General features: G+C 39.0%; 24 protein-coding genes and 1 riboswitch. Of the genes, 21 read left to right on the forward strand and 3 right to left on the reverse strand.

Going from position 1 to position 21,731, the window contains the following annotated elements; all coding sequences use genetic code 11:
- Window positions 1–33 precede the first annotated feature (33 nt).
- Both NST80_RS01480 and yidD read left to right on the forward strand, forming a co-directional pair.
- A complete protein-coding gene (locus NST80_RS01480) occupies window positions 34–759 on the forward strand; it encodes a pseudouridine synthase (RefSeq protein ID WP_049529103.1) in 726 nt (241 codons plus the stop codon).
- Entirely contained in the window at window positions 759–1,007 is a 249-nt protein-coding gene (yidD, locus tag NST80_RS01485; RefSeq protein ID WP_013990033.1) for a membrane protein insertion efficiency factor YidD, read from the forward strand. The genes NST80_RS01480 and yidD overlap by 1 nt, the downstream gene beginning before the upstream one ends.
- A 22-nt stretch (window positions 1,008–1,029) precedes the next feature.
- On the opposite strand, the gene NST80_RS01490 is transcribed toward yidD, so the two are convergent.
- Both NST80_RS01490 and trkA read right to left on the reverse strand, forming a co-directional pair.
- A complete protein-coding gene (locus NST80_RS01490) occupies window positions 1,030–2,469 on the reverse strand; it encodes a TrkH family potassium uptake protein (RefSeq protein ID WP_022496358.1) in 1,440 nt (479 codons plus the stop codon).
- Between the two features lie 6 nt (window positions 2,470–2,475).
- Window positions 2,476–3,825 (reverse strand): Trk system potassium transporter TrkA, encoded by a 1,350-nt coding sequence (gene trkA, locus NST80_RS01495; RefSeq protein WP_118185134.1) that lies wholly within the window; start codon window positions 3,823–3,825, stop codon window positions 2,476–2,478.
- A 277-nt stretch (window positions 3,826–4,102) separates the two neighbouring features.
- On the opposite strand from trkA, the gene NST80_RS01500 reads away from it, so the two are divergent.
- The 6 genes from NST80_RS01500 to NST80_RS01525 all read left to right on the forward strand — a co-directional run bounded on the left by NST80_RS01500 (window position 4,103) and on the right by NST80_RS01525 (window position 9,924).
- Window positions 4,103–4,612 (forward strand): tRNA (cytidine(34)-2'-O)-methyltransferase, encoded by a 510-nt coding sequence (locus NST80_RS01500; protein ID WP_049529100.1) that lies wholly within the window; start codon window positions 4,103–4,105, stop codon window positions 4,610–4,612.
- Window positions 4,613–4,717: 105 nt separating this feature from the next.
- A riboswitch (FMN riboswitch) is annotated at window positions 4,718–4,840 on the forward strand.
- A gap of 80 nt (window positions 4,841–4,920) precedes the next feature.
- The gene (locus NST80_RS01505) at window positions 4,921–5,478 is read left to right on the forward strand and encodes an ECF transporter S component (RefSeq protein ID WP_118185136.1); all 558 of its coding nucleotides are present in this window, start codon (window positions 4,921–4,923) and stop codon (window positions 5,476–5,478) included.
- Window positions 5,479–5,480: 2 nt separating this feature from the next.
- Complete coding sequence (locus tag NST80_RS01510; RefSeq protein WP_045001950.1) at window positions 5,481–6,131, forward strand: phosphatase PAP2 family protein; 651 nt, start codon at window positions 5,481–5,483, stop codon at window positions 6,129–6,131.
- Between the two features lie 179 nt (window positions 6,132–6,310).
- Complete coding sequence (locus tag NST80_RS01515; protein ID WP_070579027.1) at window positions 6,311–7,210, forward strand: helix-turn-helix transcriptional regulator; 900 nt, start codon at window positions 6,311–6,313, stop codon at window positions 7,208–7,210.
- A gap of 174 nt (window positions 7,211–7,384) precedes the next feature.
- Window positions 7,385–9,481: a peptide cleavage/export ABC transporter gene (locus NST80_RS01520; RefSeq protein WP_183138096.1), complete on the forward strand. Its 2,097-nt coding sequence runs from the start codon at window positions 7,385–7,387 to the stop codon at window positions 9,479–9,481.
- 110 nt (window positions 9,482–9,591) lie between these two features.
- Window positions 9,592–9,924, forward strand: a complete 333-nt coding sequence (locus NST80_RS01525) for a DUF805 domain-containing protein (protein WP_118172049.1) — start codon at window positions 9,592–9,594, stop codon at window positions 9,922–9,924.
- Window positions 9,925–9,975: 51 nt separating this feature from the next.
- Here NST80_RS01525 and NST80_RS01530 read toward each other — a convergent pair whose 3' ends face one another.
- A complete protein-coding gene (locus NST80_RS01530; protein ID WP_259666646.1) occupies window positions 9,976–11,070 on the reverse strand; it encodes a DUF4173 domain-containing protein in 1,095 nt (364 codons plus the stop codon).
- 387 nt (window positions 11,071–11,457) lie between these two features.
- Here NST80_RS01530 and NST80_RS01535 point away from each other — a divergent pair, with 387 nt between their 5' ends.
- The 13 genes from NST80_RS01535 to NST80_RS01595 all read left to right on the forward strand — a co-directional run bounded on the left by NST80_RS01535 (window position 11,458) and on the right by NST80_RS01595 (window position 21,685).
- The gene (locus NST80_RS01535; protein ID WP_002886548.1) at window positions 11,458–11,973 is read left to right on the forward strand and encodes an AmiS/UreI family transporter; all 516 of its coding nucleotides are present in this window, start codon (window positions 11,458–11,460) and stop codon (window positions 11,971–11,973) included.
- 24 nt (window positions 11,974–11,997) lie between these two features.
- Window positions 11,998–12,300: an urease subunit gamma gene (locus tag NST80_RS01540; RefSeq protein ID WP_002886558.1), complete on the forward strand. Its 303-nt coding sequence runs from the start codon at window positions 11,998–12,000 to the stop codon at window positions 12,298–12,300.
- A gap of 11 nt (window positions 12,301–12,311) precedes the next feature.
- A complete protein-coding gene (locus NST80_RS01545; RefSeq protein WP_002886559.1) occupies window positions 12,312–12,623 on the forward strand; it encodes an urease subunit beta in 312 nt (103 codons plus the stop codon).
- 15 nt (window positions 12,624–12,638) lie between these two features.
- Entirely contained in the window at window positions 12,639–14,357 is a 1,719-nt protein-coding gene (gene ureC / locus NST80_RS01550) for an urease subunit alpha (RefSeq protein WP_002886560.1), read from the forward strand.
- A 135-nt stretch (window positions 14,358–14,492) separates the two neighbouring features.
- Window positions 14,493–14,945, forward strand: coding sequence for an urease accessory protein UreE (gene ureE / locus NST80_RS01555; RefSeq protein ID WP_008535851.1), 453 nt, complete (start codon window positions 14,493–14,495; stop codon window positions 14,943–14,945).
- Window positions 14,935–15,648: an urease accessory protein UreF gene (locus NST80_RS01560; protein WP_045768779.1), complete on the forward strand. Its 714-nt coding sequence runs from the start codon at window positions 14,935–14,937 to the stop codon at window positions 15,646–15,648. The genes ureE and NST80_RS01560 overlap by 11 nt, the downstream gene beginning before the upstream one ends.
- 30 nt (window positions 15,649–15,678) lie before the next feature.
- On the forward strand, window positions 15,679–16,293 hold the full coding sequence (gene ureG / locus NST80_RS01565; protein WP_183138097.1) for an urease accessory protein UreG: 615 nt from the start codon (window positions 15,679–15,681) through the stop codon (window positions 16,291–16,293).
- A 1-nt stretch (window position 16,294) separates the two neighbouring features.
- On the forward strand, window positions 16,295–17,134 hold the full coding sequence (locus tag NST80_RS01570; RefSeq protein ID WP_070847107.1) for an urease accessory protein UreD: 840 nt from the start codon (window positions 16,295–16,297) through the stop codon (window positions 17,132–17,134).
- A gap of 3 nt (window positions 17,135–17,137) precedes the next feature.
- Window positions 17,138–18,115, forward strand: a complete 978-nt coding sequence (gene cbiM, locus NST80_RS01575; RefSeq protein WP_342504621.1) for a cobalt transporter CbiM — start codon at window positions 17,138–17,140, stop codon at window positions 18,113–18,115.
- Window positions 18,112–18,891 carry an energy-coupling factor transporter transmembrane component T gene (locus NST80_RS01580; RefSeq protein WP_049529067.1) on the forward strand — a complete coding sequence of 260 codons (780 nt, stop codon included), beginning with the start codon at window positions 18,112–18,114 and terminating at the stop codon, window positions 18,889–18,891. The genes cbiM and NST80_RS01580 overlap by 4 nt, the downstream gene beginning before the upstream one ends.
- Before the next feature lies 1 nt (window position 18,892).
- Window positions 18,893–19,609: an ABC transporter ATP-binding protein gene (locus tag NST80_RS01585; protein WP_049529066.1), complete on the forward strand. Its 717-nt coding sequence runs from the start codon at window positions 18,893–18,895 to the stop codon at window positions 19,607–19,609.
- Between the two features lie 165 nt (window positions 19,610–19,774).
- Window positions 19,775–20,623: an amino acid ABC transporter substrate-binding protein gene (locus NST80_RS01590; RefSeq protein WP_014633606.1), complete on the forward strand. Its 849-nt coding sequence runs from the start codon at window positions 19,775–19,777 to the stop codon at window positions 20,621–20,623.
- Between the two features lie 159 nt (window positions 20,624–20,782).
- Entirely contained in the window at window positions 20,783–21,685 is a 903-nt protein-coding gene (locus NST80_RS01595; protein WP_013990049.1) for a MetQ/NlpA family ABC transporter substrate-binding protein, read from the forward strand.
- Window positions 21,686–21,731: the final 46 nt, after the last annotated feature.

Raw genomic sequence — 21,731 nt, forward strand, 5'->3', positions numbered from 1 at the left:
GTAGAAAGGATACAGCTTAAGCTGTAGAAAAAAATGCGAATTAATAAATATATTGCCCACGCTGGTGTGGCCAGCCGTCGTAAGGCTGAGGAACTGATTAAAGAAGGTCGTGTGACCCTAAATGGGAAGACCGTTACGGAATTGGCAACTATTGTCAAAAACGGTGATGTCGTTGAGGTAAATGGTAGCCCAATTTATAATGAAGAGAAGGTCTATTATCTTCTTAATAAGCCACGAGGGGTTATTTCTTCGGTATCTGATGAGAAAAATCGTAAGACGGTGATTGACCTCATGCCCCACGTTAAGGAACGTATCTATCCTGTTGGTCGTCTTGACTGGGATACGACTGGCCTACTTATTTTGACTAATGATGGTGACTTTACCGATAAAATGATTCACCCACGTAATGAGATTGACAAGGTTTATTTGGCGCGTGTCAAAGGTATTGCGACTAAGGAGAACCTTCGTCCTTTGACTCGTGGAGTGGTCATTGATGGCAAGAAAACCAAGCCAGCACGTTACAATATTATCAAAGTTGACCATGAAAAGAATCGTTCAGTTGTTGAATTGACAATTCATGAAGGGCGTAACCACCAGGTTAAGAAAATGTTTGAATCAGTGGGCTTGCTCGTTGATAAGTTGTCTCGTACACGTTTTGGGACTCTTGATTTGACAGGGCTTCGTCCAGGTGAATCACGCCGTCTAAATAAGAAAGAAATCAGTCAGCTTCATAACGCTGCTGTCAATAAGGTCAAATAATGAAAAGATTTCTGATTGCCTTGGTCAGGGCTTATCAGAGATGGATTTCTCCCCTATTTCCACCGTCTTGTCGTTTTCGTCCAACTTGTTCGGTTTATATGATCCAAGCAATAGAAAAGCATGGCTTAAAGGGAGTTCTTATGGGAATTGCCCGTATCTTAAGATGTCACCCCCTATCAGAGACTGGAGATGATCCGGTGCCAGATTATTTTAGTCTAAAACGTAATAAAACTCCTTTGGATAAATGAATCCAAAGGAGTTTTTCTATGCTTAAGTTTTTGACCAAGTTTTTGGTAGGAAGAGGAGTAATAAAGGATAGATTTCCAAACGTCCTGCAATCATAGCAAATCCCATGATAAGCTTAGATAAAGGACTGAAAATAGCAAAGCTATCACTCGTTCCAAGTAATGGTCCAATGTTGTTAAAGGTTGAAGCAGCAGCACTTGTCACAATCAAGAGGTCTTGATTATCCAGTGACAAAACAGTGACTAAACTTAGTATAATGAGTACATATACAGCTAGGTATTTGAGAACACTGTGCTGCGTTTCTTTATCGAGAACACTTCCATTAATATGAAGTGACAGGATACGATTAGGATAGAGGCTAGCCAGAGTCTGATTTCGTGCAATCTTAGCAATAATCATAGCACGGATAACCTTGAAACCACCAGCTGTAGAACCTGCTGACCCTCCGATAAACATCAGGAGGAGTAGGATATACTGAGAAAAGAGTGGCCATTTGGTAATATCTGTCAGACCAAAACCGGTTGTTGTGATGATAGTTGACACTTCGAAAAATGAGTATTTGAAAGAGTCAGCCAAATTGTGGTAGATTCCAAAAATATTGAGGATAATTAAACCAGTTGAAATAGCCACAATCGCAAAGTAGGTACGTAGTTCTTCATCTTGGAAGAAAAACTTGATTTTGCGAAGGAGGATATAGAAATAAAGGTTGAAGTTAACCCCAAAGAGTAGGGTACCAACAGTAACCACATAGGTAATCAGATCGCTGTGGTAGTGGGCGATAGAGTCATTATAGACAGCAAATCCCCCAGTACCTGCGCCCCCCATAGCAGTGATGATACTATCAAAGATTGGCATACCGCAAAGCCAGAGAATAACAGCAAAAATAACGAACATGGTTAAATAGATGATGTAAAGAATTTGAGCTGTATTTTTGAGCTTGGCCACGACCTTACCAAAAACTGGACCAGGCACCTCTGCACGCATAACCTCATGGTGACCATTTTTACTGTTGTTCATGATGGCTAGGGCAAAGACCAATACCCCCATCCCTCCAATCAAGTGGGCGAAGCTTCGCCAGAAGAGGAGGGAGTGGGTAAGTACTCCAGTATCTGTGAGAATAGTAGCCCCTGTGGTTGTAAAACCAGAGCTCATCTCGAAGAAGGCATCAATGACACTTGGAATCTGTCCAGCAAAGACGAAGGGCAATCCTCCAAAGAAGGACCAGAGCACCCAACAGAGGGCTACAATAAGCATCCCTTCTTTGGTGTAAATATGGTAGTTCTTCGGTTTAAAGAGAGTACCAAGTACTCCGAGAAAGAGGAGAATCCCCATCGTACCCAAGATGCTGGCAAATACTTTGGCATCTTCTTGATAAATGAGGGCAACGATAAGTGGTACAACCAAGAGAGCAGCCTCAATAAGTAGGAGCTTGGCAATAAGAAAACGGACAATAGATCGATTCATGGCAGCTTACCTCTTCAACAAGTCGTAAATATGAGTTACATTTTGTAAGAGTGTAACGACCACGATTTTATCCCCAATAGCGAGTCTGTCTTCTCCCTTTGGGAAAATAGATTTTCCATTGCGGATAATAGCAGCGATAAGGACACCATTAGCAAATTCAAGCTCAGAAAGTTTCTTCCCGGCGATTTTGTTGTTTTCCTTAATTTGGAATTGCAAGGTTTCGATACGACCATTAGCCACATGGTGAAGGGCATCGAGACTAGAGTCTTTAGCATTATAACGCCCACGGACAAAGTGCATTACAGTGTCAACGGCAATACTCTTAGGTGTGACAATTGTTGTTGTCTCACGTGTATCGATAATCTCTAAAAGACTAGTACGGTTGACTTTAGTAATATTCTTGTGAATACCAAGGCTTTCGAGGAACATAGAGGTGATGATATTTTCTTCATCTACTCCAGTTAGGGTAGCTACGGCATCATAACTGGCTGCACTTTCCTCGAGAAGAAGGTCTTTAGCAGTACCATCACCTAAGATAACAGAAACTTCAGGGAAGACTTGACTAAAGGTTTGCGCACGGTCCATTTTTTGCTCAATCAATTTGACCTTAATACGATTGTTTTTCAAGATATTGAGCAAGTAGTAGGAGATACGTCCAGCACCAATCAACAAAAGTTTTTTGATACTTTTTGGCTTGATGTAACTGTGGAAAAGCGCCATATCAACACGTTTACCAGTGACATAAATCTTATCCCCAATTTGCATGGTAGCATTCCCATCTGGAATGATGAGCTCACCTTGACGGTCAATCGTACAAACTAGAATATTGCCGAATTTCTTACGGAATTGTTCCATTGTCATACCAGACAATTGGCTATTTTCAGTGACTTTAAATGCCATAAGAATAACGCGTCCATTAGCAAAAGTCTCAACTGATAGGGCGTTTGGAAATTCAACTGTATTGGCAATATAGCGAGCTGTTAAAAGTTCAGGATTAACTACTAATGAGAATCCAAGAAAGTTCTTGTCTTTGAAATAAGCATTTGAGTATTCTGGGTTACGCACACGAACAATAGTTTCCTTGGCACCCATTTGTTTAGCCAGAACGGCTGAAATCATGTTTACTTCATCTTTATCAGTCATCGCGATAAAGACATCGCAGTTGTTAACCTCAGCTTGCTCCAGAATTTTAAAATTAGCCCCATTTCCAGCAAAGCCCATAACATCATAACGTTTGCTGAGGCGTTTGAGGACCTCTTCTTTTTCTTCAATTAAAATAACATCGTGCTTCTCTTCAACAAGAGAACGGCAGAGTGCGGTACCGACTTTACCGGCACCTACGACAATAATACGCATGAGTTACCTCCAAATAATCATTACTATGATACTCTATTTTAGCGGAAAAATCATCCTTTTCAGCTAGCTTTATCAACTATTCCTATTTAAGTGAATAAAGGTAAAATTTTTCTTTAAATAGTCTTGACTTTTAGACTAGAAGTGCTAAAATATATTCAAAGATTCGTTATTTTAAATCTAACCTGTCATGATTTAAGCTAATGAACGTCCACAACCATGTCGTCTGCTGAGCTTGACTCCGGGCGACATGGTATTTTTTATGTCTAGGAGAATTGAGATGTCACGTAATCATATTGTCTTGTTTGAACCTCGTATTCCACAAAACACCGGAAATATAGCACGTACCTGTGCAGCGACTAATAGCCCTCTTCATATCATCCGTCCTATGGGCTTTCCAATTGATGACAAGAAAATGAAACGTGCAGGTCTAGACTACTGGGATAAGCTTGACATCACTTATTATGATAATTTGGCAGATTTCATGTCCAAAAATCAAGATGGTCGTTTGCATCTAGTCACCAAGTTTGCGGATAAGACTTATTCAGAAGAGGCCTATGATGATGGTGAGGACCACTATTTTATGTTTGGTCGTGAGGATACAGGCCTACCTGAAGATTTTATGCGTGAGCATCCTGAAAAAGCTATTCGTATTCCGATGAATGATGAACATGTGCGTAGTCTAAATGTGTCCAACACTGTTTGTATGATTGTTTACGAAGCACTTCGTCAGCAACAGTTTGAGGGCTTGGAGCTGAGTCATCGTTATCAGCATGACAAGTTAAAATAGAGGTCTATTTTCTCTTATAAGAGTATCTATAGTCATTGACTATCAACAGATTAGAAATCCATAATTTGAGAACCTTGTCACCAAGGTTTTTTTATGTTATTCTTAAAAGGTCTTCAGGGCAGGGTGAAACTCCCGACCGGCGGTGATTCTATAGATAAGTCCGCGAGCGCAAGCTGATGAGGTGTGATTCCTCAACCGACAGTACAGTCTGGATGGAAGAAGACCAGTCTTTTTGCGTAGGCTTTTTTGGCATAGGCAAATCCATTGGGAACTTCTTTCAAATTGTTAAAATTTGGAGGAATTTTTTTATGACAAACACACGTAAATTGGCTTACATTGCCATTTTATCCGCAGTTTCATTCTTGTTGCTTTATTTTTCATTTCCATTGATTCCAGCAGCAGACTTTTTGAAGGTTGATTTTTCAATCCTTCCTGTTCTGATTGCCTTGGTTATCTTTGATTTTAAGAGTGCCATTGGTGTTCTCTTGCTTCGTTCATTGTTGAAGCTTTTGCTAAACAATGGTGGTCCAGGATCAATGATTGGACTTCCTATGAATTTCGTTGCTATAGGAGTCTTTGTTTGGGGCCTAAGCTATTTTTGGAAGAAAAATCAAACAAGCAAGAATTATATTTTTGGTTCTGTTGTAGGAACTGTCTTGCTTACAGTTGCTATGGTTATTCTTAACTATATTTATGCAGTACCACTCTATGCTAAATTTGCCAACTTTGATATTGCGCAATTCATAGGTCTCTATAAATATCTTTTCGCTATGGTAGTACCTTTCAATTTACTTCAAGGATTGATTTTTGCGGTAGCCTTTGCTCTGATTTATGCTCCACTTAAGTCTATTCTAGTAAAATTATAAATATGAAACACAAACACACACATTATATTTATGCTTCTTTTGCCTTATTGTTATTTGTTGCTCTCGGTTACATGGTTAAGTTCTACCCTGAAGCCTTGACAGGATTTGATAGCAACATTCAAACTTGGGTTCGAGGAGACTTACCGGCAGGACTGACACGCTTTTTTAAAACGATTACCATACTTGGAAATACGCCCGTACAGGCTATTATTGCAATCGTAGCAGTAATCTGGCTTTATCTACGTCAGTATAAAGCAGAAGCTATCTTTGTAGGTGCCAGTGGGCTTCTCGCTAGTATCTTGATTGTAAGTTTAAAGTATATTTATCAGCGTCAACGCCCATCAATTACGCATTTAGTGCATGCTAGTGGTTATTCTTTCCCTAGTGGTCATTCTTTGGGAACTTTTATGATTCTTGGAGCAATTGCCATTGTTCTTGCTCAGCGTTTGGCGAAAAAAGAATCTAAAATAGCAGTTTATGGTATTACTGGGCTTCTGATTTTCCTTGTTGGACTTTCGCGTATTTATGTGGGTGTTCATTATCTAACAGATGTTTTAGCTGGCTTTACCTTAGCCTTTGGGTTGATTAATGCTATCTATCCAACTTATGACCGCATTCGCTTTGAATGGCGATTCCAAAGTAAACAGAAATAAAACAAACATGTAGTTTTTGAACTGCATGTTTTTTTGATGCAAAGGAAGGGTCTTCTTATATAAAATGTATAAAAATAGCTTTTTTTGACTATTATTCTGTTAAAATCATATTAACTGTATATTAATTGTATTATAATTATGATATAATATTTTTAAACTTTTGAATAAAGGAGAGTCTCTTGAACATAAAAGACAGCATTGGACTAAGAATCAAAACTGAGCGTGAACGTCAGCAGATGTCACGTGAAGTACTATGTTTAGATGGTGCGGAGTTGACTGTTCGCCAGTTAATTCGCATTGAAAAAGGGGAATCTCTCCCGTCTTTAGATAGACTATCTTACATCGCAAAACGTCTAGGAAAAAATATGGCCGATTTATTGGATCATGACAATATTACCATTCCTGACGAATATTATGAGATGAAGAATCGTTTGATTAAGTTTCCAACGTACAGAAATCCAGAAAGAATAAAGGCTAAACTTGCCTTAATTGAGGAAGTCTATGAGAAATTCTTTGAACTTCTGCCAGAAGAAGAGTTGTTAACTCTAGATATTTTGGAAAATATTTTGAGTTTTACTAATTGGGAGGAGAGCCCAAAGGTTGAAGAAATATATGAAGACTTGTTTGAACAAGTCAAAAGGAAGAAGAAATTCTCAACTAACGATTTATTAGTTATTGACTATTATTTCTTCCATCTCTATGGAAGAAAACAGTTTGACAAAAAACTTTTTGAAAGGATTGTAAAGAGAGTATTAAATCAGGAAATTTGGACAGACGATGTCTATAATATTGTTTTATTTAATGATTTGATGGCTATCGCTGCTTTGAAGATTTTTCACAATTCCTTTTCAGACTTCTTAACAGTTGTGGATAAAGCATTAGCCGTTATAGAAAAATCACAATTCTATAGCTATAAACCTAGTGTTTTTGTTCTCAAAGCTAAATATGAACTTCTGCATAAGGGAAATAAGAAAAAGGCTGCAGAGAATTACGATAAGGCCATAATGTTTGCTTCCGTTTTAGAAGACTCGGTTTTAGAAGAAAGTATAAAAGCAGGGAAAGCGGCAGATGGTTTATAGAAATGGTGGTGACATAAATGTCACTACTTTTTTAATGGTTAAATGTTTACTATAGAAACATAAATAACAGTTAAAAGGAGTTTTATTTTGAAAAAGCTAAATTTATTTACACTATTCTCACTACTTATCACTATCTTGCCTTATTTCACAGGTTGTCTTTAATAAGGAGTCACCATGTCAAAATATCCATATATTTCACAGGTTGATCAGCGTGATTGTGGTGTCGCTGCCTTGGCCATGATTCTTAAACACTATGGTTCATCTTATAGTTTAGCTTATTTGCGGGAGTTGGCTCAGACTTCTCGTGAAGGCACTTCTGCGCTTGGTTTGGTTAAAGCGGCCAAGCAGTTGGGCCTTGAAACTCAGGCTATTCGTGCGGATTTAGACTTGTTTAAACAAGAAAGCCTATCTTATCCTTTTATTGCACATGTGGTTAAAGAAGGTGGATTGCAACATTATTATACGGTGTTTGGTCAAATCAAGGGGAAGCTTGTTATTGGTGATCCAGATCCTAGCAAGAAGGTCATTAAAATGCCCTTAGAGGAGTTTGCCAAAGAGTGGACGGGAGTTGCTCTCTTTTTTGTTCCAGGAGAAACTTACACTAAATACAAAGAAGATGTGCCTGGGCTTCTTTCATTTTTACCAATTTTGTTTCGTCGTAAGGGTTTGATTGCAGTTATTGTCTTGTTAAGTTTTCTAGTGACCCTTGTTAATATTATTGGTTCTTATTATTTGCAATCTATTATTGACCGCTTGATTCCTCAGGAGGCCTACACTCTTCTAACCATGATTTCGCTAGGCCTATGTATCTCTTATCTAGCTCAACAAGTATTTACTTTTTTCAAAGATTATCTTCTACATCGATTGGGGAATTACTTGTCCATTGCTGTCATTCTTCCTTATATTAAGCATGTCTTTTCCTTACCTATTAGTTTCTTTAGTTCACGTCGTACTGGTGAAATAACGTCACGTTTTGGCGATGCTAACACTATTATCGATGCTCTAGCTTCAACGATTTTATCGATTTTCCTAGATGTGACCATTGTGATGACTCTAGCTGTGGCTCTTATTTTACAAAATCAGTCACTTTTTGTGATGACTCTCACGGTAGTGCCTCTTTATGTTTTAATCATTTTGGCCTTCTATAAGCTTTTTGAAAAGGAAAATTATCAATTGATGGAGGCAAATAGTCAGGTCAATACCGCTGTTATTGATGATTTGCGAGGCATTGAAACCTTAAAATCCTTGAGAGTTGAAGAGAGACGCTATCAGGAAATTGAGGTGAAATTCCATGACTATTTGAAGAAGTCTTTGTCTAAGGCCAAGTGGCAATTAACGCAAGATGGTTTAAAGACAGGGGTTCAGTTAGTTTCCAATGTCTTTATCCTCTGGTATGGGGCACAATTGGTCATGGAAGGGCAATTATCTGCAGGTCAGTTGATTACTTATAATATGTTGCTGAATTATTTTACAACTCCTTTAATTAATATTATCAATCTCCAATCCAAAATTCAGCAAGCCAAAGTAGCCAATAATCGTCTTCAAGAAGTTTATGTTGTGGATAAGGAAGAAAAAGGAAAACTTAAAGAGTTATCCTTTAAACAACTTGCTCTTAAGGGTGTCAGTCACCGTTTTAGTTATCAGCAAGAGACGCTTAGTAAGATTGATTTAACGATTCATAAGGGTGAGAAAATTGCCCTCATGGGTAAAAGTGGATCTGGGAAAACGACCTTAGCGAAAATGTTGTCGGGTTATTACACAAAATCTAGTGGTCATGTAACCCTAGATAAAGATGCTATTGGCCATGCGGAGCTGCGGCAAATGGTGACTTACGTTCCCCAGCAGACCTATGTGTTTACTGGAACCATTTTAGAAAATCTGCTGTTAGGATTTGAAGGAGAAGTTGACGAGAAAGAGCTTCTTAAGGTTTGCCAACAAGCTGATATCTTAGAGGATATTCAAAAAATGCCACTAGGTTTTCAGACCCAAGTATCTGAGGATGGTGGTCTATCTGGTGGTCAAAAACAACGCTTGGCGATAGCGAGGGCCCTCTTGTCCCAGCAGCCTATCTTGATTTTTGACGAAGCTACCAGTGGTCTCGATAGTGATACTGAAAGCAGGGTCATGGCTAATCTTACTAAGATTAAACGAACAATGATTTTTATTGCTCACCGCAATAGTGTCCGTCAACATGTCAGTCGTGTGGTGACCATGGTGAGTGGCCAGATTGAGTCGGACAGTCCTAATTTCAATCCATTCCAGTTTATTTAAAATAATCTTCCTATTATATATGTGTAAAACTTAAGAAGTCTAAATATTCACATCTTGCACCTATCTCCTTAATATAGTATACTGGTAGCATACTATTAAGAGGTGTAAACATGTTAGAGGCATATAAAAATTTTTGGTTAGGCTATCTCGATTTTTATGGTCGTACAAAACGATCAGACTATTGGTGGGTTGTCTTGATTAATGGAGTTATTGGTACTCTTATTTTCCTACTGATGGACTTACTTGGGGAAACAAGAGCTTTTGGCTTTGTATTGATAGCTTTCATTCTATTTATAGCAGCAACGGCGCTTCCTACCATTTCTATGCAGATTCGTCGTCTACGTGATGCCAATTTCAATGTTGCGTGGATTGTATTAAAAGCGACACCACTACTGGTAGTGCTTTGGGTGATGTATGCCTTTCCTACAAGAAATTCAAAATAACTCCAATATAAAAAGAGTGAAACTAGTTAATCTAGTTTCACTCTTTTTTTCTTATAAAATAAAGCTACCTAAGAGGCTAACGAGGGTGAAGCTGATAGTTGCATAAAATATAGCGAGACGAGTTGCCTGAATAGGTTTATAAAGTCGAATTAGCGTTAGGACACACCAAATAAAGAGTACTGTGACAAACCAACCTGACAGTAAGCGACGTGGCGTCACACCATAGAGTGCCATATAAACGCCAAAGAGTTTCCAGCCAGCGATAAGGGCAAAGAGGCTAGCAAAAGTAAAGAGTAAGGTGCATAACAAACGAAGCCCCTTGTGGGTGAAGAAATTTTCTTTAGAAAAAATGTAAAGTCCAGCTAGGATTCCTAAGTTGAGGGTAGAAACTCGAACCAATTGCCAGAAGCCTTGAACCGCAATATGTGAGGCTTGATGAGCTGGAATGCTGGCTTGGTTGAGAGAAAGGAGTTCTCCCATTTGACTAGTGGCAGTTAATATGAATAGGGCATAAGTGAAGCAGAGGCTTCCGAGTACGATATAAGCTGCTACTTTTGGGAAAAGACGGGTCTTTTTGAGACTAGCTTCAAGTTGATTTTGACTGAGTGGCTTATCCTTGGCTAAATAGACTGCAGCAAGTTGGGCAAAAAGTCCCAAAGCTAGGGGAATACTAGAAAGCAAACGGAAGATGATTAGGCCACTGTTTTTGAAGTGAATATTGAAGTTAAACAAAGTAGCAAGTGTTTGGAAAACTTGTTTCCAAAGTTGTCCGAAAGCAGGTAAGACCTGACTAAGCTGACTAGCAGCGAATACAGTTAGTACCAAGGCAATCATGATACTAATGAGAATCATCCATTTGTGGTTCTTGATTACGTGTTTTTCTTCTTCGGAGAGTTCTTGTTTAGGTGCTGTTTTATATAGGAGTGTCCAGGCTCCGATAAAGAAATATTTTAGCGGGAAGATGTAGCTGGTGTATATGAGGTCTAGCCAAACCGTAATTCCCAAACGCTCTTGACTACTTTGTCCAGTGCGTGCCATTAAGTAAAGGAGGAGACTCGCATGAAGGCAAAGAATCTGAGCGCTCCCCCAGTTGTCGTGCAGGCCCCAGAGACTAATTTGCATGCCTTGGAGTAGACTAGTGACCATAAATATTCCCGATTCAAGTCGTATTCCCTTTGCTTTTCCACCTAATAGGCGACAGCCCAGCTCAATCGTACTGATCAAGACAAGGGTTGCTGGAAAGGCAAAGGAAAAATAGGCGAGAAAAAATATTATGCTCACATTGAATGATAGATTGCACGGGCTATATTGTCAGAAACAGTCAAATGCTAAAGACAGTTTTTTATAGATTAACTGTTTATTTATCTGGGATTAAGCAAAGGACTCCTATTGAGAATTACAAAATGTAATGTCATTTTTTGACACCGCATGTTAGTCAAGCTAACATGTAAATGTTGCAAAATTTCTGAAAATTCGTTGACATGTGTTGTTAAAGTAGTATGATATTAACATAAAAAAACTTAGGAGGTTCTTATGTTAGGTGTCATCCTACTCTATGTTGGTATGGTTTTGATGAGTAATGGACTCCATCGTTTAGAGGGTATTCCTGATAAATCAAATGTTGTCATGAATATCTTTACGGGTGGTTTGGGTTTGATTCTCAACATTATTGTCATTGCTTACGGAGCTTGTACAGGGCAAGGCGCTGAATGGTTTTATGGTAGCGCCACTGGTCTTTTATTTGCATTCACCTATCTTTACTCGGCTATCAATACGATTTTCGATTTTGATCAACGTTTGTATGGGTGGTTTAGTTTATTTGTGGCAATTAATACGCTACCAGCAGGGATTCTTTGCTTAACATCTGGATATGGTGGTAATGCTTGGTATGGTATTATTTGGTTCTTGTGGGGTATTCTATGGCTAACTGCCTTTATTGAAATTAACCTTAAGAAGAACCTAGGAAAATTTGTCCCTTACCTAGCTATTTTTGAAGGAATTGTAACAGCTTGGATTCCAGGGCTTTTGATGCTTTGGGGCAAGTGGTAAGCATTGATTTAAGGAGGAAAAACGATGCAATTGACAATGCGTGAGCAGGAAAAAATGATGATTAGCCTTGCGGCTATGATTGCTCAACGACGTAAAGATAAAGGAATCAAATTGAATCATCCAGAAGCGGTTGCTTTGATTACAGACTATGTGCTTGAAGGTGCAAGAGAAGGTAAAACTGTTGCCCAATTGATGGATGAAGCTCGCAATCTTTTAACACGTGAAGATGTTATGGAAGGTATTGCGGAAATGATTCCAATGATTCAAGTTGAAGCTACTTTTACGGACAGTACAAAACTGGTTACTGTTCATGATCCTATTCAGTAAGGAGAAATGTAATGATTCCAGGTGAATACCATGTGGCGAGTGAGCCAATTGATTATAACGGTGGTTACGAAGCCATTAGTCTTGAAGTGAAAAATGTGGGTGACCGGGCTGCCCAAGTGGGCTCTCACTACCATTTTTATGAAGCAAACGAAGCTGGTCTTCAATTTGATCGTGAAAAGGCGCGAGGCAAACGTCTAGATATTCCAGCAGGTACAGCCATTCGTTTTGAGCCAGGTGAAACGAAAACAGTACAACTTATTGACTTTGGAGGGAAACGTCGTATTTTTGGTTTCAATAACAAGGTCAATGGTTTCTTAGACTAGAAAGAGGACAAATCGATGAGTTTTAAAATGGATCGTGAAGAGTATGCTCAACACTACGGACCAACTGTAGGTGATAGCGTACGTCTTGGAGATACCAATCTTTTTGCAGCCATTGAAAAAGACTTTACTGTTTATGGACAGGAATCTAAGTTTGGTGGCGGTAAAGTTTTGCGTGATGGTATGGGTGTTAGTGCTACGGAAACACGTGACAATCCATCAGTTGTTGACACCATTATTACAGGTGCAACCATCATTGACTATACAGGTATTATTAAAGCAGATATCGGTATTCGTGATGGTAAGATTGTTGCTATCGGTCGCGGTGGTAACCCAGATACAATGGACAATGTGGACTTTGTTGTGGGTGCTAGTACAGAAGCCATTGCCGCTGAAGGTTTGATTGTGACTGCTGGTGGTATTGACCTTCACGTGCACTATATTTCTGCCGATCTTCCTGAATTTGGTTTGGATAACGGGATTACTACCCTCTTTGGTGGTGGTACTGGTCCTGCTGACGGAAGTAATGCAACAACTTGTACACCAGGTAAATTCCATATTACTCGTATGTTGCAAGCTGTTGATGATATGCCTGCTAACTTTGGTTTCCTTGCTAAAGGTGTTGGTTCTGAGACTGAAGTGGTTGAAGAGCAAATTAAAGCTGGTGCAGCAGGAATTAAGACACACGAGGACTGGGGTGCGACTTACGCAGGTATTGATAATTCCCTTAAAGTTGCGGATAAATACGATGTTTCTTTTGCGGTCCACACTGACTCTTTGAATGAAGGTGGATTTATGGAAAATACGTTGGAATCCTTCCAAGGTCGTACCGTTCATACCTTCCACACCGAAGGTTCAGGTGGTGGACATGCTCCAGATATCATGGTTTTTGCTGGTAAGGAAAATATTTTACCATCATCAACTAACCCAACTAACCCATACACTACAAATGCTATTGGTGAGTTGTTAGATATGGTTATGGTTTGCCACCACTTGGATCCAAAAATCCCAGAAGACGTCTCTTTTGCTGAATCACGTGTACGTAAACAAACTGTGGCTGCAGAAGACGTTCTTCATGATATGGGTGCCCTTAGTATCATGACTTCAGATGCCATGGCTATGGGACGTGTCGGTGAAGTAGCAATGCGTTGTTGGCAACTAGCTGATAAGATGAAAGCTCAGCGTGGTCCACTTGAAGGGGATTCAGAATTTAACGATAATAACCGTATCAAACGTTACGTGGCTAAATATACAATTAACCCTGCCATCACTAACGGTATTGCAGACTATATCGGTTCTGTAGAAGTTGGTAAATTTGCAGATTTGGTTATCTGGGAACCAGCACAATTTGGTGCAAAACCTAAGTTGGTACTTAAGGGTGGTATGTTAACTTATGGTGTTATGGGTGACGCTGGTTCAAGTCTTCCAACACCTCAACCACGTATCATGCGTAAATTATATGGTGCTTACGGTCAAGCGGTTCATGAAACAAATCTTACATTTGTCTCTCAATATGCTTATGATCACGGTATCAAAGAAGAAATTGGTTTGAATAAGATTGTTCTTCCGGTTAAGAATACACGTAACTTGACTAAGCGTGATATGAAACTTAATGATTACGCTCCAAAAACAATCCGTATTGACCCACAGACCTTTGATGTCTTTATTGATGATGAATTAGTTACTTGTGAACCAATCCATACGACATCATTGTCTCAACGCTATTTCTTGTTCTAAGAAAGAGTGTCAGATAAATGAGGCTGGAATTTTTCCTCCAACCTCTTTTGTATTTTATGGCGAAAACGTTTTTAGTGCTTTCTTAAAGTGCTTGACTTTGATGCAATTTTTAAATGTAATAGGAAAGGAAAAAGTATGATTTTTACAAAAGTAGATGCTCTTGTTAAAGATATTGATGTTGATAAATATCATATTGAAACAGTCATTCTTTCAAGTGACGATCTTAATAAAAAAATTATTCGTGTGAAAAGCGACCACGGCAATGAATTTGGTATTCGTCTTGATAAGGGGCAAAAATTGCAAAATGGCTCTGCCTTTTTCATTGATGACCATCATGTTTTGGCGATTGGTGTTGAATCACAGGATTTGATTGTCATTTCTCCTAAAGATATGGATGAAATGGGAATTACAGCTCACATTCTTGGGAATACTCATAAACCAATTGAGGTGAAAGATGCCAAGATTTATTTGGAAGTTGACCCTGTTGTAGAGCAAGTATTGACTCAAAAAGACATTGCCTACACGATTGAGGAAGTGGTCCTTGACAAACCCCTTCGTCACGTGAATTTGACTGCCCATGAACATTAATCCTTTTGCTAACGTGTCTTTGCGAGACTATCTTGAAATTGTTCAAATTGTTGATTCAACCTTTCCAATTGGATCATTTAACCACTCTTTTGGGATGGAAAATTATCTGCGTGAAGACACTGTAACAGATGATAAGGGCTATGAGGAATGGCAAGAGGCTTATTTAGATAGCCAATTTAAGTATGGTGAAGGACTTGTGATTAAGCTAGTCTATGATGCCATGGCTTCTGATGATTTGGCTCAAGTTTGGCAATATGATAAGACTTTGACTGTTTCGACGCAAGCGCGTGAAACCAGACAAGGAACGAAGATGATTGCTAAGCAAATGTTGCGCCTGATTCAAAGGCTACATGCTATTCCAGTATTAGATGACTATCAGTCCAAAATACGTAAGGGTGAGGTTTATGGCAATCCTGCCATTGTCTTTGCGCTTTATGTCTTCAACAAGGGGATTGGTTGCAGTGAGGCCATAGCACTTTATGGCTATAGCGTTATCTCGACTATGGTTCAAAATGCTGTTCGTGCCATTCCGCTTGGACAATTTGCTGGACAAGAGATCGTTTTACGTAGCTTTTCACAATTAGAACATATAACACAAGCCATTCAAGAACTTGATGCGTCCTACCTTGGGGCCAATACACCTGGTCTTGAATTAGCTCAGATGAAACATGAAACTCAGGTGTTCCGCCTATTCATGTCCTAAAATATCAACAAGGTTGAGAGGAAAAAAACAATGACAAAACGTACTGTAATTATTGGAGTTGGTGGACCTGTTGGTTCAGGGAAGACTCTTTTGCTTGAACGTCTCACACGACGTATGTCTGACCTAAATTTAGCGGTTATTACCAACGATATTTATACCAAAGAAGACGCCCTTTTCTTGGCGAAAAATTCAAGCCTAGATGAAGACCGTATCATTGGTGTAGAAACTGGTGGATGTCCTCATACTGCGATTCGTGAGGATGCTTCTATGAACTTTGAAGCGATTGAAACCCTTCAAGAACGCTTCAATCATGATTTGGATGTTATTTTCCTTGAAAGTGGTGGAGACAACTTGGCTGCGACATTTAGCCCTGACTTGGTTGATTTCACTATTTATATTATTGACGTTGCTCAGGGTGAAAAAATCCCTCGTAAGGCTGGTCAAGGGATGATTAAGAGTGACCTCTTCTTGATTAACAAGACTGACCTTGCACCTTATGTTGGAGCTAACCTCGACCGTATGCGTGAAGATACCCTTCATTTCCGTAACGAGAATTCTTTCATTTTCACAAATCTGAATAATGAAGACAATGTTAAGGAAGTGGAAGAATGGATTCGTAAGAATTTCCTACTAGAGGACTTGTAAGATGACACAAGCATACGATGGCTTTGTCCATCTTGGATTTTCAAACCGAAATGGTCGTACAATTTCCCACAAGAAATACCAAGAAGGTAACTCTCGAGTATCAGCGGATAATTCAGATGCCAATGGTGTTCCTTACTATTTCCTAATTAATATGGGTGGGGGCTTTGTCGAGGGTGAGCAGTATCAAGTGACCATTGATGTTAATAAAGATGCTCATGCCTTGGTAACAACCCAAACACCTACCTATGTTTACAAGTGTGAAAGAGGACAGTTGACGCAACAACATACGTCCATCACACTTGAAGAAAATAGCTATTTGGAGTACATGGCTGATGAAGTCATTCCCTATTTGAGATCACGCTATTTCCAAACAAGTCGTATTGATATGGATAAGTCTGCCCACTTGATTTATTCAGATGGTGTGACGGCAGGTTGGTCTCACGAGGATTTGCCGTTTCAATACCATTATTTTCGTAATTTGACACAAATCTACCAAGATAATGAGCTTGTTTATAGCGATCAGACCCTCTTAGAGCCTCAGAAACAAGATATGTTTAAGCTTGGTTATTTTGAAGGCTGGCGTAATTATAATAGTTTGGTAATGGTGTCACCAAATATTGACGAGGCTTTTGTTAAGGCTTTGCAGAAGCACTTAGAAGATCTGAATTTAGAGTCTGATTTTGCTATTTCATCCTTAGATATCCCAGGTCTGGTGTTGCGTATCTTAGGAAAAACTGCTGAGGATAATCGTCGCGTCATTTATGCCTGTGCAGACTATTTTAGACAAGAAATACATGGATTAACCCCTTTGAATTTGAGAAAAAATGATATGAGGAGATAAAAAATGCATATTCCTGAAAACTACCTAAGCCCTACGACTTGTGCGGCAATGGGGGCAGTTATGTTGCCTATTTGGTATAAGGCCGTCAAGGAGGTAAAGGTTAAAGTTGATACTGATAAAAAAACGATTCCTATGTTGGGAATCGGGACTTCCTTGTCCTTTCTTATCATGATGTTTAATCTTCCAGCTCCGGGTGGAACTAGTGCCCATGCTGTTGGGGCAGTACTAATTGCTATATTGTTAGGACCTTGGGCTTCCTGTTTAGCAGTTAGTGTAGCCCTGGCTATGCAGGCCTTGCTCTTTGGTGACGGTGGAATCTTGGCCTTTGGTGCTAACGCCTTTTGTATGGCAGTTGTTATGCCATTTGTAGGTTATGCTGTTTATAAACTCTTGAATAAGTGGACAAAGAACAGGATAATTGCCAGCTTTTTTGGAGGTTATATTGGGATTGTAGCTGCAGCTCTGACTGTTGCAGTTTTACTAGGAATTCAGCCTATTCTCTTTAAAGATAGTAGTGGTAATCCGCTTTACAACCCATACCCTTTGAGAGTGACACTTCCAGTAATGGGCTTGACTCACCTCCTCATCGGTCTGGTAGAAGGATTCTTCACAGCTGGTGTTCAAGAATTCATTGAACGTTTGAATATTGATAATACTCAGGAACTAACGACTAAAAAACTACGTCCTTTATTGCTCTTTATCCTAGCCTTGATTATCCTAACACCACTTGGTTTATTGGCGACGGGAACAGCTTTTGCGGAATGGGATGTCAAAGAGTTGGTAGAAAAATTGGCTCATTATCATGTGGAAGCCCAAGCGCCAAAAGGAATGTTGAATGGTTTCTCATTCAATGCCCTCTTCCCAGATTATAGTATTGCAGGTATTCCAGAAGTCTTGGGTTATATTCTGAGCGCTGCTTCTGCTGTTTTGATCTTCTTCATCCTCTATCGCTTGATTTTCGGTAGAAAGGTTGAAAAATGATTCTGCCAGAATGGATGTCGGAAGAACGCCCGGTAGTCACTAAAGTCGGTAGAAATAACTTTCTTATCCGGAATCGTCACCATCTGGAAGCTCTGCTTCAAAAGTTTGAAACGCATCCTTTAAAAGTGACATCAGTCTTTCATCCAACAGCTAAGGTTTTACTTCTCTTTTTCCTACTTATTTCAGTGGGAATTAGCCGAAATCTCACAGTTTTGTGGATTCTAGCCTTGTTTTTAGGAGCTGGAGTGGCTTTTCTACCACATTCTGTTTTAGTAAGAACCTTGAAAAAGACTGTAGTGTTGTTGATTTTTCCTTTAGTTCTTTATCTACCGCATCTCTTACTTAGCGGAGGTCAATCGCTCTTTCTTTTTAGACTTCCTTTGATTGCCGTAGCCATTGCTTATTATTCAGAGACGAGTACAATAAGTGAGATGTTAGCGGCATTAAAAGGGTTGCATTTTCCTGATCTTGTTCTGCTCCAGTTAGATATCACCATAAAATATATTGATGTCTTTGGAAAACAATTGATGGATTTGCTCAAAGGGATTGAAGCGCGAAGTTTTGGTGGCAATCATCGTTTCCGGATTGGAAGTAATATCTGGGGAATTTTATACCTTAAAGCCATACGCTATGGTGAGGAACTGACTCAAGCCATGGAAGCACGTTGCTTTGTTGGTGAGTATGTCAAGTCATCACAGTCATTCACATGGAAAGACTGGCTGGCCTTGATAAGTCTAGTAGCAGTGATTTTAGGACAGATTCTGTTAGGAGGATGAGATGTTTCAATTGAATCAAGTGGCCTGTGCCTATGAACAAAAAAAGGTCTTTACTGGTCTTGATTTGGAGATTAGACAAGGACAATATGTGATGTTGATGGGAGAAAACGGGACTGGGAAATCAAGTCTTATCAGTTTATTAACTGGTTTCAAGCAGGCAGAATCTGGACGCATTCTTTTCTTAGGGAAGGACCTCAAAGAATGGCTGAAGGACAAACGTCAAAAACGGGATTTTTATAGTCGCCTCGGAATCCTCTTTCAGGATGTGGATAGTCAGTTATTTAATAGTACTGTCTATGATGAGATTGCTTTTGGTCCTCGCCAGCTAGGTCTAACCGAAAAAGAAGTCTCACAGCGCGTTCAAGACACGCTATCCCTGCTTAAAATTGACGATTTAAGAGATCGCGTTCCCTATCAACTGTCTGGTGGAGAAAAGAAGAAAGTGGCTTTTGCCAGTATCATGGTAACTAATCCAGATGTGTATATTCTTGATGAACCCTTCAATAATCTTTCTAAAGAATATGAAGAATTTTTTAGGGAACTTCTACATGACCTTCATTCAGCTGGAAAAACTATTATCATGTCTGCTCACCACTTCAAGCACCTTCATCATGAAAAGGCTGATGTTCTTCTTTTCGAAGATGGCAAAGCTGATTTCTTTCCTGCCCAGGAAGTGCTCAGTAACCAGCAAGTAGTTGAGCGTTTGTCACATTATTAATAAGGATAAGTAGGAAATCGTTCTAGGTTTCCTACTTTTTTCTTTGTCAAACAATTGATATTTTTAGGTGATAGTATTTTCTTATCACCTTGATTATGTTTAAGTATTAGTTAAGCTTAGTGAATTCTGTTACAATAATAACAATCAATCTCAAAGGAGAGTATTATGAAACTTAAAAAAATTCTTGGAATTACGGGTGTAGCCATTGCTTCAGTAGCTTTGCTTGCTGCATGTTCATCTAAATCATCAAAAGAAGCATCTAAATCTTCAGGTGCTAAAGAAACAATTAACTTTGCCACTGTTGGGACAACAGCACCGTTCTCATATGAAGAAAACGGTGAATTGACTGGTTACGATGTGGAAGTGGCTAAAGCAGTCTTTAAAGACTCTGACAAATATGAAGTGAAATTCCAAAAAACAGAATGGTCTTCAGTCTTCACAGGTCTTGACTCAGCTAAATACCAAATGGCTGGGAACAATATCTCTTATTCAGAAGAACGTGACCAAAAATATCTCTTCTCATATCCAATTGGTACCACACCAGCTGTTTTGACTGTTCCAAAAGATAGTAATATTAAGAAATATGATGATATTGCTGGACACTCAACGCAGGTTGTTCAAGGAACATCGACAGCTACTCAATTGACAGAGTTTAATGATAAACATTCAGACAAGCCAGTTGAACTTAACTACACAAATGAAAATATTACACAAATGTTGACAAGTTTGAATGAAGGTAAGTACGACTTCAAGATTTTTGATGCACCAACTGTTAATGCAATTATCAAAAATAATAAGTTGAGCAACTTGAAGACGATTGAACTTAAATCTGATCAACAACCATATATCTACTTCTTGTTCGCAGATAACCAAAAAGATCTTCAAAAATTTGTAAACAAACGTTTGGAAGAACTCCAAAAAGATGGTACTTTGGCTAAGTTGGCTGAAAAATTCCTTGGAAACAAAGATTATATTCCAACTAAAGACGCTTTGAAAGTTCCAAGCAAAAAATAAGAAAGGAGCTGGGAATAATTCTCAGCTTTTTCATATAATTAAAATCTAGGACATGTTATAGTTAAAAACTATAGATATATACAATTATAAACAATTTGCTACAATTCTTATCCTATGGGATAATAATTTTACACTTAAAACAATTAAAGGGAGTTCGTTATGAAACTTAAAAAAATTCTTGGAATTACAGGATTGGCAGTCGCTTCAACAGTAGCTTTGGCTGCTTGTGGTGCTGGCGGTAACAAATCAGCTAAGGATGATAAAACTTTGACAGTTGGTGTCATGACTTTGGATGACACTACTGAGCCGTTGTGGGATAAAGTCAAAGAATTGGCTAAAGACAAGGGTGTTACTATCGAGTTGAAAGAGTTCACAGACTACAACCAACCAAATGAAGCCCTTAAAAACGGCGAAATCGATGTTAATGCTTTTCAACACATTTATTTCTTGAACAACTGGAACAAAGAAAATAAGGGTGATGTTGTTGCGGCAGCTGACACACTTCTTAGCCCAATCCACCTTTTCTCAGGTACTGAAAACGGAAAAGCTAAGTATAAAGATGTTAAAGAGCTTCCAGATGGAGCTACTATCTCAGTACCTAACGATGGTACAAACGAAAGCCGTGCGTTGACACTCCTTCAAACAGCTGGTTTGATTAAGTTGGATGTTAAAGATGGTGAATTGGCAACTATCAAGAACATTTCTGAAAATCCAAAGAAACTGGATATCAAAGAAATCGCAGCTGAACAAGCTGCCCAAACTCTTTCATCTGTAGATGCAGCAGTTGTTAACAACTCATACGCACAACAACAAAATGTTGACTATGACACAACCCTCTTCCAAGAAGATCCAAGCCAAGATTTGAAAGATTGGGTCAATATCATTGCAGCTAATAAAGATTGGGAAAAATCAAATAAAGCTGATGCTATCAAGACTTTGATTAAAGCCTACCAAAATGATGAAGTAGCGCAAATCATCTATGATGCATCTAACAAGGTTGACCTTCCAGCATGGAAAGGTGCCCCAACACAAGATCAATTGAAAGCTAATTCAAAGAAATAAGCTAAGGACAGAGGGCGTGTGAGAGCACGCCGTTTTGTCGTGTATG

Origin of the sequence: Streptococcus sp. FSL K6-1323 (assembly GCF_038630745.1) — a bacterium.
Lineage (GTDB): Bacteria > Bacillota > Bacilli > Lactobacillales > Streptococcaceae > Streptococcus > Streptococcus salivarius_D.